This window comes from Wenyingzhuangia fucanilytica, from assembly GCF_001697185.1.
Lineage (GTDB): Bacteria > Bacteroidota > Bacteroidia > Flavobacteriales > Flavobacteriaceae > Wenyingzhuangia > Wenyingzhuangia fucanilytica.
On sequence record NZ_CP014224.1, the window covers coordinates 1,354,536 to 1,368,110 of the forward strand.

At 32.1% G+C, this 13,575-nt stretch carries 19 protein-coding genes; all 19 read left to right on the plus strand.

All coding sequences use genetic code 11. The features are described 5' to 3' along the window. Nucleotides 1–11 precede the first annotated feature (11 nt). The 19 genes from AXE80_RS05720 to AXE80_RS05805 all read left to right on the plus strand — a co-directional run bounded on the left by AXE80_RS05720 (nt 12) and on the right by AXE80_RS05805 (nt 13,367). Nucleotides 12–389 carry a DoxX family protein gene (locus AXE80_RS05720; protein WP_068825294.1) on the plus strand — a complete coding sequence of 126 codons (378 nt, stop codon included), beginning with the start codon at nt 12–14 and terminating at the stop codon, nt 387–389. A gap of 2 nt (nt 390–391) precedes the next feature. Then, nucleotides 392–748 (plus strand): iron chaperone, encoded by a 357-nt coding sequence (locus tag AXE80_RS05725; RefSeq protein WP_068825296.1) that lies wholly within the window; start codon nt 392–394, stop codon nt 746–748. After that, complete coding sequence (locus AXE80_RS05730) at nt 749–1,324, plus strand: YdeI/OmpD-associated family protein (RefSeq protein WP_068825298.1); 576 nt, start codon at nt 749–751, stop codon at nt 1,322–1,324. Between the two features lie 381 nt (nt 1,325–1,705). Then, nucleotides 1,706–2,095 carry a VOC family protein gene (locus AXE80_RS05740; protein ID WP_054724504.1) on the plus strand — a complete coding sequence of 130 codons (390 nt, stop codon included), beginning with the start codon at nt 1,706–1,708 and terminating at the stop codon, nt 2,093–2,095. A 245-nt stretch (nt 2,096–2,340) separates the two neighbouring features. Then, entirely contained in the window at nt 2,341–3,078 is a 738-nt protein-coding gene (locus tag AXE80_RS05745) for a helix-turn-helix transcriptional regulator (RefSeq protein ID WP_068825300.1), read from the plus strand. Between the two features lie 72 nt (nt 3,079–3,150). Then, the gene (locus tag AXE80_RS05750; protein WP_068825302.1) at nt 3,151–3,684 is read left to right on the plus strand and encodes a dihydrofolate reductase family protein; all 534 of its coding nucleotides are present in this window, start codon (nt 3,151–3,153) and stop codon (nt 3,682–3,684) included. A gap of 482 nt (nt 3,685–4,166) precedes the next feature. Further along, a complete protein-coding gene (locus AXE80_RS05755) occupies nt 4,167–5,087 on the plus strand; it encodes a pentapeptide repeat-containing protein (RefSeq protein WP_068825304.1) in 921 nt (306 codons plus the stop codon). Between the two features lie 242 nt (nt 5,088–5,329). After that, nucleotides 5,330–6,133, plus strand: a complete 804-nt coding sequence (locus AXE80_RS05760; protein WP_068828694.1) for an alpha/beta fold hydrolase — start codon at nt 5,330–5,332, stop codon at nt 6,131–6,133. 292 nt (nt 6,134–6,425) lie between these two features. After that, a complete protein-coding gene (locus tag AXE80_RS05765; RefSeq protein WP_068825306.1) occupies nt 6,426–7,259 on the plus strand; it encodes a sigma-70 family RNA polymerase sigma factor in 834 nt (277 codons plus the stop codon). A 75-nt stretch (nt 7,260–7,334) separates the two neighbouring features. Continuing rightward, nucleotides 7,335–7,649 carry a hypothetical protein gene (locus tag AXE80_RS05770; RefSeq protein ID WP_068825308.1) on the plus strand — a complete coding sequence of 105 codons (315 nt, stop codon included), beginning with the start codon at nt 7,335–7,337 and terminating at the stop codon, nt 7,647–7,649. 10 nt (nt 7,650–7,659) lie between these two features. Further along, nucleotides 7,660–8,208: an NADPH-dependent FMN reductase gene (locus AXE80_RS05775; protein ID WP_068828696.1), complete on the plus strand. Its 549-nt coding sequence runs from the start codon at nt 7,660–7,662 to the stop codon at nt 8,206–8,208. 196 nt (nt 8,209–8,404) lie between these two features. Next, nucleotides 8,405–9,190 carry a hypothetical protein gene (locus AXE80_RS05780; protein ID WP_068825310.1) on the plus strand — a complete coding sequence of 262 codons (786 nt, stop codon included), beginning with the start codon at nt 8,405–8,407 and terminating at the stop codon, nt 9,188–9,190. Nucleotides 9,191–9,299: 109 nt separating this feature from the next. Next, complete coding sequence (locus tag AXE80_RS14560) at nt 9,300–9,395, plus strand: YdeI/OmpD-associated family protein (protein WP_335673670.1); 96 nt, start codon at nt 9,300–9,302, stop codon at nt 9,393–9,395. A gap of 205 nt (nt 9,396–9,600) precedes the next feature. Further along, nucleotides 9,601–10,194 carry a TetR/AcrR family transcriptional regulator gene (locus AXE80_RS05785; protein WP_068825312.1) on the plus strand — a complete coding sequence of 198 codons (594 nt, stop codon included), beginning with the start codon at nt 9,601–9,603 and terminating at the stop codon, nt 10,192–10,194. After that, nucleotides 10,194–10,547 (plus strand): GIY-YIG nuclease family protein, encoded by a 354-nt coding sequence (locus AXE80_RS05790; protein ID WP_083194593.1) that lies wholly within the window; start codon nt 10,194–10,196, stop codon nt 10,545–10,547. The genes AXE80_RS05785 and AXE80_RS05790 overlap by 1 nt, the downstream gene beginning before the upstream one ends. Before the next feature lie 17 nt (nt 10,548–10,564). Next, on the plus strand, nt 10,565–10,732 hold the full coding sequence (locus tag AXE80_RS14360) for a hypothetical protein (protein ID WP_157359353.1): 168 nt from the start codon (nt 10,565–10,567) through the stop codon (nt 10,730–10,732). Between the two features lie 231 nt (nt 10,733–10,963). Further along, on the plus strand, nt 10,964–11,806 hold the full coding sequence (locus tag AXE80_RS05795; protein ID WP_068825314.1) for an RteC domain-containing protein: 843 nt from the start codon (nt 10,964–10,966) through the stop codon (nt 11,804–11,806). A 118-nt stretch (nt 11,807–11,924) separates the two neighbouring features. Further along, nucleotides 11,925–12,206 (plus strand): helix-turn-helix domain-containing protein, encoded by a 282-nt coding sequence (locus AXE80_RS05800; protein WP_054724547.1) that lies wholly within the window; start codon nt 11,925–11,927, stop codon nt 12,204–12,206. 339 nt (nt 12,207–12,545) lie between these two features. Then, nucleotides 12,546–13,367, plus strand: a complete 822-nt coding sequence (locus tag AXE80_RS05805; RefSeq protein WP_068825316.1) for a transcriptional regulator — start codon at nt 12,546–12,548, stop codon at nt 13,365–13,367. Nucleotides 13,368–13,575: the final 208 nt, after the last annotated feature.

A 13,575-nucleotide genomic window follows, 5' to 3' on the forward strand; every position in this document is an offset into this window, starting at 1 on the left:
AAAAAGTCATAATGAAAAAAAGAGACAAAATCATTTATTGGATAGCCACAGTTTGGCTTTCCTTAGGGATGTTATCAACAGGAATTGTACAATTGTTGCAATTAGAAGAAAATATTCAAAGTATGGAATTACTAGGTTATCCTATGTATTTGTTAAGTATTCTAGGTGTATGGAAAATTCTGGGAGTTATAACCATCTTAATTCCTAAATCCCCATTACTTAAAGAGTGGGCATACGCAGGATTTTTCTTTGTAATGTCAGGAGCTATTGTTTCACATTTAGCAGTTGGAGATGAAACGGTAACACTTTTTGGGCCTACCTTACTTTTGGTTCTTACAATTGTATCTTGGTATTTTAGACCAGCAAGCAGAAAATCAGAAAAACTATAAATATGGCAGATTTAAAACCTAAAACAGTTGATGAGTTTATTGATATTTCACCACAAGAATCTCAAGAAGTAATGATTAAGCTGAAAAAGCTAATTGAAGCTACTGAACCAAATGCAGAAAGTGGTATTAGTTGGAATGTGCCCATCTATAAATACAATGGCATTCTTGCTGGATTTTCCTTGGCTAAAAAACACGTAAGTTTTGGCATAGACTCATTAACAGAAGAAATGCGTAAAATATTGGAAGAAAAGGGATATAAAACAGGAAAAAAAACCATTCAAATAAAATTTAACCAAGATATTCCTTCAGAAGAACTGATAAGCTTGGTAAAAGAGCAAGCTAAATTAAACGAAATTTAAATGGAAAAAGTAGACCAATACATCGAAAAGATAAAGAACTGGAAAGAAGAAACCATTCTATTGCGAGAAATCTGTTTAGAATGTGGTCTCGAAGAGGATTTTAAATGGATGCATCCTTGTTATACTTTTCAAGGTAAAAACATTGTACTTATTCACGGTTTTAAGGAGTATTGTGCCTTGTTATTTCATAAAGGAGCATTACTTAATGATGCTAACAACCTTTTAATTCAACAAACCGAAAACGTGCAGTCAGCTCGTCAAATTCGATTTAGAAACAAACAGGAGATTGTTGACTTAAAAGTAGTTATAAAAACCTATATATTTGAAGCCATAGAGGTGGAAAAAGCAGGATTGGAAGTAAAAATGAAAAAGACTTCTGAATATGAAATTCCTCAAGAACTTGAAGAAGCATTAAAAAGTAATCCCGAATTAGAGACAGCATTTTATGACCTAACCCTAGGGAGACAAAGAGGATATTTACTCTACTTCTCACAAGCCAAACAATCCAAAACACGAATATCAAGAATTGAAAAAGCAAAACCGAAAATTTTTGAGGGAAAAGGATTAAATGATTGAGAAGTATAAAACATCCAATTAGCTATGGAAAACTATCCTAAAGACAAATTAATACAAGCCTCAACAGTTATTGAGTCACTACTACATAAATGTGAAAAGTCCAGGCTAAAACTTACGGATAGAACATCACAACATACTTTACTAAAAAATAGAATTGAGGCTCTCAAAATTGCTTTAAAACTTATAGAAAGTGAGGTTGAAAACAAATTGATAGACAATGGGAAATAAAAAAGAACTGATCAATCAAATAGAATTTTTAAGAATCCCATTTACAATTATTATTTTAGTTCTTATAAGTAGAATAGCATCAATGATTTTATTCAATTGTTAGCTGCAAGCTGAAAATAGATCGTGCCAAACAACAAAATTAAAATCTGAACAATGAACGACATCAAATTTAATGGCGGAATAAATATCGCAATAAAAATCCCGAAATCTAAATATCAGGAAACTGTGAAATTTTATAGAGAAATCCTGAAATTGGAAGTGACCGAAAAAGAAATAAAGAACCCAACAGTTTCTAAAACTCACGAAGTTAAATTTGGAAATAATATAATTTGGTTGGATTGCGTAGACAATTATACTCATTCGGAAACTTGGTTGGAGCTGAAAACGCCAAATGTGGAAAAAGCGACAGAATATTTGAAATCCAACGGAATTGAAACTTGCGATGAATTGGAAGAAATACCAAAAGATAATCATTGGATAATGGACCCAGCAGGTAGTGTATTTATAATCGGAAAAGATAATTCGGAATATTCACTCGACTGAAAAAAAGCGAACAAGTTACACGTATAAAAAATGCTAGGTTTAGCTAAACCAAAATTAGTTGCTCGTTTGCTAGCTTCTAATTTTTCTTTAGGAAATCTTCACACACACACAACTTTTATACATAAATGTTCTGCATAATGTAAAATTAGACTGGTGTATTCAAAATACCGCAATAAAAAACGAATAACTTTAGAAATTAGGGCGAAACAAGTTAAACAACAATTAAACTTCTTATAGTTTTATCAATGATGTATAAAGAAATAAATCCAAGTCGTAACCTCCAAAATCAAATTCACAGCTATTGGAAAATAAGGGGTGATACATCGAGTAATCATTGGGAACGTATTTTTCCTGATGGTTGCCCAGGTTTGATTATGAACCTTGGAGACAACTGTACCACCGATAATGGCACAGTAAAAATGGAACACGGTAAAACCTATCTCGTTGGAGCAATGACTACTTTTAAAGAAAGTTACATCAATGAAAACACACACCTCATAGGAGTTTGTCTTAAACCTTCAGCTTTTGCATCATTTTTCTCTTATTGCTCTCTCAGCGAGATAAAAAATAATACAGTTCTATTTGATAAAAATCTCTCTTTTGATAGAGACCATTTTTTTAAGGATAACCACACCAATTATTTAAATCAATTTTTTACGGATAGAAAAAATAATAAGGCCGCAAAATTATGTTCAGTCATAGATGACATACAGGTATCAAGAGGTTTAATGACTATTGATGAATTGTCAAAACAAAATGGAATTTCAATAAGGCAATTAGAGAGGTTATTTAACAGCTTTATAGGGTTAACCCCAAAAGAATACGCAAACATTATTCGTCTACAAAAAGCCTTAAATTTAATTACATCACAAAAGGAACATACCTCATTATCAGATATAGCTTTTGAATGTGGATATTATGACCATTCGCATCTCACCAATGCTATAAAACGTCATACAGGGTATTTACCCTCCGAACTTTAAAATGTCGTTTTTTTCCAAAGAAAAACACTAGACAACTTTCTATTTTTGTAGAAAATTAAAATTTAACACAAAATGAGAAAAATAAAACTATTTATAGCAACCAGTTTAGACGGATTTATAGCTCAACCAAATGATGACCTTAGTTTTTTAAAGTTAGTTGAAAAAGAAGGAGAAGATTATGGTTATGCAGCATTTACTTCAACCATTGATACTATTATGATTGGTCGTAAAACCTATGATTATGTGGTAAAGGAGATTGGAGCTTCGCATTACGATAATGGCGAAAGAGATGTCTATGTCATTACGCGAACAGAACGTTCTGACAACGGTAGAATTAAATTTTATACAGGTAATATAAAAGACTTAGTAACCAAGCTTAAAGGCGATGAGGGAAAAGATATTTATTGTGATGGTGGTGCTGAAGTAGTTAACGAACTTTTAAAAGATGACTTGATTGATGAATTTATTATTTCTGTCATTCCAATATTATTAGGTAATGGTACAAGATTATTTAAAGAAGGCAGACCAGAACAACTATTGGAATTCGTAAGTGCCAAAACATTTGATACGGGATTGGTGCGGTTGTATTACAAGCGAAAAAAATAAGAAAAGGAAATAAGGTCTTCGGTTTTTCATCACCCCTCTCACAAAAATAGACCTGCAAGGGCAGATAAATGCTCCTATCGTCGCACCCTTGAATTATTTTCATCTGTGTCCTATCATAACCTAATATGAATATTCTAAATTTTCCTTACATTTATCTCATGACAAACGACCATATATTAGAAATAGAATCAATTACAAACGGTTATTATCGGGTAAAAGAGTGGTTAATATACTAATGGAATAATAGGAACGTTCCTATTAGCCATTTGTTGGCGGTCATTGTAAGGACGACACCCGAAACAATGAATCAGACTTGAAAATTGATAAAACGAGTGTGCCAACATTAATGACTGATTACAACTGTTGGATGGTCAATCACAACCAAAAGTAGCGATTATACAACTATAAGTATTTGCAAATTTTCGATTCGGCTGAATGTCCAAAATATCTTTGTAGCATTAAAATTTTAAAAGAAAGAAGAGATGTTAAGTACAAAAACCATTGGCAATAAGATTGTCGAAGCGAGAAAGAAAATGAAGCTTTCACAAGCCGAGTTGGCACAAAGAGTAGCTATTAGTGCACAGGCAGTGGGCAAATGGGAACGTGGCGAATCCATGCCTGATATTGCGACCTTTAGTAGGTTGGCGCTTATACTGGATGTAGACCTGAACTACTTTGCATATACTACCACAGAGCCAACTGGGACTACAAAAGATACTGAAGTGAGTAAGGAGGAAATCGAAACCATTAAAAACAATCCTGCAGGAAGACAAAATCTTAGCTTTAACGCCATTGACCTTCGCAATAGTGATTTTGCCGGTGTTACTATGCTTAAATCAAGATTTAAAGTTTGCCCGCTAATCAATGCTAATTTTCAAGGTGCAGATTTATCGGGAAGCATATTTCAAGTGCTGGATGCCCAAAATGCAAATTTTGACAAAGCCAACCTTACCGATTGTGTTTTCTCGATCTCCGAATTGCAGGGTGCGAGTTTTGACAAGTCGACTTTAACAGGTACAACTTTTACGCTTTCTGGCAAAGGTGCAATATTTAGCAATGCAAAATTTGATGGTGCTACTTTCACAACAGTTGATTTAAAAGGTACTAGTTTTCAAAAATGCAAATTCCATGGGACCACATTTCGATTATGCGAAATGGAGGAAATGAACCTAGCAAATAATTATTTTACCGATGTAGAATTTGAGAAATGTAGTCTAGAGAATTTATCCTTTGAAGGAGCGACACTTAATAATGTAAGATTTACTAGCCCTTGGTCTATAACCAATAAGTACTATAAAAAACTAACCACTATAAAATTTAAAGGTGCTATCATGGATAAGGTTACTTATGCCATGTTTCAAAACATGAGAATTCTTGATTTAACAGGAGTAATTATTAAATAATGGATTTTTATAACCTATAAAAATACTCCCCACCCTACTAACACACGGGCATAAAATAGTAGGGGTTAGGAGATTTTCCGTGTGTATCGCCCCGTTGGCAATGTTTTTAGAGTTAATATGTCGCAGCTCCAAAATCCCCAAAACTTCGTACCTCCAAACAGCCTTTTGATAAGATCCTGATAACAAGTAATGAAAGTTGAAGCTGAATTGAAAATACTTCGGTGAAATAAAATAATAAAATGATGACAAAGCCTAATGCATTTGAACCCTGGTCTGGCTTGGTTCCTTTTGAAGATACAAAATTATTCGTTAAGGACACTGGTGGTTCAGGTATTCCAATACTTTACCTGAACGGACAATTCGCTAATCAATCCTACTGGAAAAGAGTAATAGCTGAACTAGGCTCTGGTTATAGACACATAACTTTTGACGAACGGGCACGGGGCAAAAAATCAGGTAAGTCATCCGATTACTCTTTTGAATCATGTGTCCGAGATGTTGATGCTGTTAGGTCAGCAAGAGGTGTAAAGAAGTGTATAGTTGTCGGTTGGTCTTATGGGGCATTTGTTGCAGCGCACTGGGCGAGTAGAAACCCCGGCTCCTGTCTAGGTGCAGTTCTAGTCGATGGTGCACAACCATACGACTGGTTAACCGAAGATATTAAGGAAAGGATAAGAAGACTCTTCAAACTGTTGAATCCTCTAATGTGGCTACTTCGACCAACAGGTCTAACACCAAGATTGAGTGCTACACAGATGGGAGAAATTAATATTGAACTTGGAAAGATAGCTAGAGAAAAAGAATTAGGTCCGGTTTTAGACAGAATCATTGCCCCAACACGCTATGTACTTGCATCTGGAGTATCTTTCGGGAGCAAAGGTGCTGAGCAAGAACAAATCCGTACCGGAGTTAATCCAGTGGTTGAGCGTAATCAGAATATCAAAATAAGTGCAAAGGTTCCCAGCAATCACGGGGCAATTCTTAAAAATGACTTTCGTGCTGTGGCAAGCGCTATATTAGAAATTATCAATCTCATAAAGTCATAGCCTTGATTCATTTCGATATTGAAAGATAATTAAACAAAATATGATTAGTAGAATGTAACCTAGTATTAATAAAGTTTAGCTCATTAACGTGAGGAAAGAAAAAAACAACGAACCGCCAAGAATGCATGTACAAAATAGGCGAAATAGTTGTAAATTTAGCGGTTGTAGCCCGCTTCAACTTTTCAATAGTTTGATAGGCTGGAATCCTGTAATCGCCTACTTTGCATATGCTCAACGTTATTCGTCAGCTTCACGAACCTTACAATTATTTAACCAAAGAAATCTAAAGTAAATGAACTTAAATACTAATTATCAAAATACATTATTTCCTTATGCCTACAATATTCTAGGTTCTGTTGATGATGCTATGGATGCCATTCAAGACGTGATAACTAAATATATTTCATCCTCCAAACCAAACATCGAAAATGAGATTAGCTATCTTATCAAAGGTGTAATCAATCAGTCAATCAATATCAAAAAACGAAATCAAAAAACTATTGGTGATAAAATATGGCTTCCAGAACCTATTTCAAAGGAAAAAGCGGACACAAACATAAACCGTGAGGAAATTATTTCCTATTCTATGTTGGTACTTTTAGAAAAATTGAATCCCAAAGAAAGGGCTGTTTTTATATTAAAAGAAGCTTTTGATTATTCTCACGAAGAAATTGCTACAGCTATGTCATTTTCTATCGAAAATTCGCGAAAATTATTAAGTAGAGCAAAAAAAGCACTAGAAAAAATGAAAAAGGATTTTGAACCTTCACCAATGGCTTCTCCAACTTTTTTGAAAGAATACATAACCAGTATCAAGACTGGTAATGTCAGTGCATTAGAAAAATTATTATCAGATGATATCATGGTTAAAACGGATGGCGGCAATGTTTCAATTGTAAGTGAGTTGATGGTCGGAATTAAAGAAGTTATTAAACTTATGATATACGTATATAATACGTACCAAAAATCTTTTTCTATAGTAGAGAGCACAGTAAACCATCAACCTGCATTAATGTTTTATAACGATGGCAAACTTGTTAATTGTCAGGTATTTGAATTGGAAAAAGATAATGAAAAAATAATGACGATTTATTCAATTGTTGACCCTGAAAAGTTAAAAAAATAAATCAATTAGTAGCTTTTGTCACGTTTTACATCACTCGTTTGTTTTATAAGTAATAGTAATTTAAAAACAAACAAAATGATAAGCGTAAAAGTAACGTACACCGTAAAACCTGATTTCGTTCAGAAGAACCAAGAAAACATAAACTTGTTTATGGTTGATTTTAAAAAAATGAACACCAATGAATTTAGCTACGTTTCCTATATATGCGGAGACGGCAAAACTTTTGTTCATCTTTCTCATTACAAAAATGAGGACATTCAAAACAGATTGCTTCAGGTACCCTCATTTCTATCTTTCCAAAAACAAAGGGACGATAGTGGTTTGGAAAATTTACCACAAATTGAAATAATGCAAGTAGTCGCTTCTTCAGGAGATATTTTTAATGGTTAAAACTTGGAATATGAAAATTTTAGCATTCTCCGGAAGCAATAGTAGGACTTCCATCAATCAGGAACTCATTAAATATAGTACACAATTTCTTAATGTGCCTGTTGATATTATTGATTTACGTGATTACGAGCTTCCAATGTTTAGCATCGAAGAAGAACAACAAAACGGACATTCAAATGTATTGATGTCGCTTTATAATACCGTAATTGGTTATGACGCTTATATCATTGCCATACCTGAACACAATGGAAATTATCCAGCGTTTTTTAAAAATGTTTTAGATTGGCTTACAAGAGTTGAACGTTCTTTTTTTAGAGGGAAGCCTATTTTATTGTTCAATGCAGCTCCGGGTCCGAACGGTGGTCAGTCTGTATTAAGTATAGCTGAAAAATCTTTTCCTTTTTTCAACGGAAACATTATTGGAACTTTTAAACTTCCGGAATTCAGTTCATTTTTAAAGAAGGGTAAGGTTTTTATACATGATGAAATGATTCTTAATATTTTAAAAGAACAAATATTAAAGATTGAAAACGCTTTAAATTTGAAAACCGCGCCTTAAAATAATGGGACTAGTTATTATAAGAACTCTTATGGATAAACCACATGAGAGTTCTTTTTAAATTTGATCAGGCTATTGTAGCTTTACAATTCATTAACAATAAAAAATTAATTTTAGCATAACAATTATACTTAAAATGTATATTAAGAATATCTTAATTTTATAAAATATAAGTACATATATAAATTATCACAAGATGATACAAGAAATCTTTGCAAATCAAGCATCGCGAATTTTAGAAAAAGATAATGAAATAATTGGATTGGCAGTCGGAGGATCCTGGTTATCTAATGAAATTGATGAATATTCCGATTTAGATTTAATTCTAGTAACGAAAGAAAAAATCTCAGATGATAAAGTTAAAATGCTAGATGTTGCAAATCGAATAGGAAACCTATTATCAGGATTTACAGGTGAGCATGTCGGTGAACCAAGGGTTTTAATTTGCCTTTATGACAATCCGCTCCTTCATGTGGACATTAAATTTTTAACACTTTCAGAGTTAAGCCATAGGGTTGAAACACCTCACATACTGTTTGACAGAGAGAATCAAGTTAAAAACATCTTAAAGCAATCAGAAGAACATTTTCCATTACCAGATTACCAATGGATTGAAGATCGATTTTGGATATGGGTACATTATTCTTTACTTAAAATCGGTAGGGGCGAATATTTCGAGGCATTGGACTTTTTTGGTTTTTTAAGAATGGTCGTACTTGGACCATTATTGCATATTAAAAATGGTAATCTTCCGCGGGCAGTCAGAAAGGTAGAAATGGAAATAGATAAAAACGACTTAGCAGAATTGAAAGGAACAATTCCAAAATACGAAAAACAATCTCTATTAGATAGTTTGCGTAATTCAGTTGAACTTTATCGAGATTTAAGAAAATCACTTTTTGATGAAAATATAAAGTTACAAAGCGAAACTGAAGAAAAAGTAATGGAATATTTTAAATCAATCGAAAAGTTGAAAAAATAGGCAAAAGCAGTAATAAAAACAAAGGTTTTTCACACATATCAAAATTTATCCTTAACCAAAAATTTAATGTTTCGAAATTACCTATTTTTCATGTACGGAGGTTCATGAGTTGGAAACTAAACCAGAATTAAAAACCGCATTTTCCAATCTAACCCCATGGAGACAAAGAGAGTACCTACTCTACTTTTCAAAGGCAAAAATCTAAAACGCTGATTTCAAGAATTGAAAAATCTATCCCTAAAACCCTAGAAGGAACGGGCATAAATGATTGACTTAAAGCGTAAACAGGTTACATTGTAACTAGAAAAACAAGTTTCTCTCAATTATTTTAAATGCAAAACCTCAATTTTCACTAACAATGTTTTTTTTATTAACACTGTTAATTATATTTGCAGTGTTAAATCGTATACATGAAAAACAAAGAAATTCAAGAAAAAAGAATGAAAGGGTACTTCATTCAGGCCACAAAAGAAATATTAAAAGGAGAAGGTATTCAGTCATTAAGCGTAAGAAACATTGCAAATCGAGCGGGTTATTCCTATGCTACGTTGTATAATTACTTCAAAGATGTTAATGAGTTATTGTTTTATTGCATACAAGATTTTCAAGAAGAGTGTCAGCAATTTGTAGAGAAAAATACCAGTAAAAAAACAAAAGGAATTGAGCATTTATCTGCAACGGTACTAGCTTATATCCATTATTTTATGGAATATCCAGGAATTTTTGATTTATTCTATATTGTAAAAATGGATGGAATCCATACAAAAGCATCAATTATTACTATTATCAATGCATCATTGGAAAATGTATGCAAATTGGATTGGGTTTATTGTGAATCAAAAAATTTAATTAATAAGGATGAAATTGAGTCTTTAAAAGCACAGTTAAAATATACAACTATAGGATTACTTGTGTTTTATTTAAATAGAACAGAACCTGTAACATATTTAGAATTTATAGAAAAGTCAAAAACACAAATAAACAATATCTTAAACTTGAAATAATGATGAAAACCAAAAAAGAAATAAAAGACGAATACAAATTAAAAAAGTTTCCAATTGGCGTTTTTCAAATAAGAAATACAATTAATAATAAGGTTTTTATTGATAGCAGTATTGATCTTGATTCAATATGGAATAGACATCGTTTTCAATTAAACTTTGGTATTCATACAAATAAAAATCTTCAAAAAGAATGGAAACAATTTGGAGAAGAAAATTTTGTGTATGAAATACTAAGCACATTAAAACAAGATACTGAAACAGCAAAAAGAGTTAATTATGATAAAGAAGCAAAAGAACTTGCTTTAATGATCATTGAAGATATTCAGCCTTATGGTGAAAATGGGTATATGTAAAAAAGATAAAATATCAAATGGAAAATAATATAATTACCATATCAGAATTAAAAAACTTAAAGTTTGAATACATTAAAAATGAATATGTGATAGCTTTAGTTGATAACCAAGGTTTTGAAATATTAAAAGGGTATGGTATTTCAATTGTAGATGCAATCAATGATTTACATCAAAATTTAATTTGAAAATGAATTTAAATTTAACTCAGAATTAAAAAACGGATTTTACAATCTAACCCCAGGGACACCATACTTTAGTAAATCTATTTAATTTAAGAAAAGAAAGTGTAAACCAATAAACACCATTATGTACCACTTTTTCACCATTCCATAAGGTATGGTTTATTTAATTTTGTTAAAAAACAACCCAACACATATGTCAACCATTTAGTTCCCCCAAAAAAAATACAATATAGTTTGCAACCCCCAATCAACAAACTACTAATAGACCTACAAGAACAACTCAATTTTATAAATATTGAGATTGATGACCCTATTGTGGCATGTGAGCAAGCCATTGAAATAACCTTAAGATCTTTAGAGCAATTAAAGAAGTTTGTGTTAAAAAGAAAATTCAAATCAACAAACGAAGAAATTAATTTTTTCAAAGAAATCAAGCCTCAATTTTCCTCCAAATTTATTTATTACAACAAAATATATAAAATGGAAACCAAAAGACCTTATGGAGGTCAAAGAGTGGTGAAAAAATTTTATAGAAATGAATTGCGAAAACTAAAATTGTTTTTTGATAGCGAACTAGAGTTTTATAGATACTTCCGAACAGGAAGCAATTATTTAGATCATAAATATTTTGTACGCGGTAAGTTAGATGTAAAATTAAGCTTAAACTCCTTTTATTTCGAATCTGATAAAAACTTTGCAACCACACATAGTTACAAAGTCGCTAAAATTATAGCGCATGATTTACTACAAGTATACCTAGAAGATAAATTATTGCTATTAGAAAATAAGCAACCCAATCAAAAATCACAAGTTAACCCGAAAATCAAACAAAACTGGACAGGCTCTAAAGTGGCTCTAATAGAGTTGTTATATGCATTACATTCAGAAGGTGTCTTTAACAATGGAGCTTCAGACTTAAAAGACATTGCTGCCTATTTCGAAGACACCTTCAATATCAATTTAGGTCAATATCACAGAGCTTTTTTAGAAATTCGAATGCGCAAAGGAGACAGAACAAAGTTTATGACCTCACTTAAAGAGAGTCTTATAAAAAGAATGGATAATTCGGACGAATAAGATAAGTGATTGATTTTATTGTCTTTAAAATAAAATGTATCACAACTTCGGTTCGCCTTGTGATGTAAAATCACTCAAAACCAACAAATTTGTACCATAACAATCTAAAAATCAAGTTATGGAAGTAGAACTAATTACAAAAGAAGACTTACACCAATTCAGAATAGACCTTCTAAACAGCATCAAAGCCATCATAACCCATCAAGCTGGGTATCGAGAAAAACAATGGCTCAAATCTATTGAAGTCCGAAAACTGCTAAACATCTCTCCAGGAACCTTACAAAACCTTCGCATCAATGGTACGCTCACTTATACCAAAGTTGGAGGTATTATCTTTTATGCCTACGATGATATTCAAAAGGTTTTAGAAGAAAATAAAGTTAATAATTCCGAAAGCTAATTACAATCTCAACCCGCTATAGAATCTGGCATACGAGTGTCAAATATTTGAAGACTTCGTAAAAACAAAAACTGTTTGAGCCTGAAAAGAAAAGATGAATAAAAGAAAAGATCATAAATCTAGTTCGAATCTCAATCCGCCATAGAATCTGGCAGACGAGTGTCAAATATTTGAAGATTTCGTAAAAACAAAAGCTGTTTGAGTCTGACTAAAAGGAAGACGAGTTCTTTTGTTTTAGAAATCAAAAATCAATTTGACCGCCGAAGATTTAAGGCTAGATTTTTTTGTTTCTTTTTTCAGCAATGGAAAAAAGAAAATGATAATTAAATTATTTACAAAATGAACTACATAAAACACTTAACAGGATTTTTTGACCGCATCATTCACGATTCAAATTTAAATCCAACACATATAAGTTTATACTTAGGCTTATTTCAATACTGGAATATCAACCGGTTTAAAAACCCAATAAGCATTACAAGAGATGAGGTTATGCGTATTAGTAAAATATGTTCTAAAGCAACGTATCACAAATGTATACGTGAATTAAATGACAAGGGATATCTTAAATACGAACCATCCTATAATCCATTTAAAGGTAGTATGGTCTATATGTTCAATTTTTCAGAAGACTTAAAACCAGTTCAAAAAAAAGACCGCCATACTAAAAAAAATATCCCTATTGATGAACAAGCTCTAAACAAGCAAAAAACTAGTAGTGAACAAGCACTGGTATCTTCTATAAACAGTATAAACAAAACAAACACTTTAAACATTTTAAACTTGGAAGAACAAGCACTAAATTTTGAAAATAAAAATATAGAGTTTAAAAATCAGGGCGATGTAAAAGAAAAAAAGTTGCGGCAAAAAAAGAAAAATAGTGTGACTTCAAGCACAGTCTTGAAGCCGACTATTGAAGAAGTAAATAAGTATTTTATAGAACAAAAACACCCAGAATTAGAAGCGCAGAAGTTTTACAATTATTTTACCAGCAATGGTTGGTTAGTAGGCGGAAAAACTAAAATGGTCGATTGGAAAGCCGCTGCAGAAAATTGGATGCTCAACAGTGCTAATTTTAAGCACAACACCGACACAACACCGATAAATCGAGCAAAACAACTCAACACAACTACGGATAAAAATTACTCCGAACCATTATAACGCTATACCTTGTCTTGAGCCTAATCGTAGTGTCAGTTCGAGTGCGATAGCGTATCGAGAACAATTTTTTTTAGAAAGTCAAAAAACAGGAATAAAAATAATAAATCTAGTTACAATTTTAACCCGCCATAGAATCTAGCAGGCGAATGTCAAATATTTGAAGGTTTCGTAAAAATAAAAGCTGTTTGAGTCTAAAAAGAAAACATAA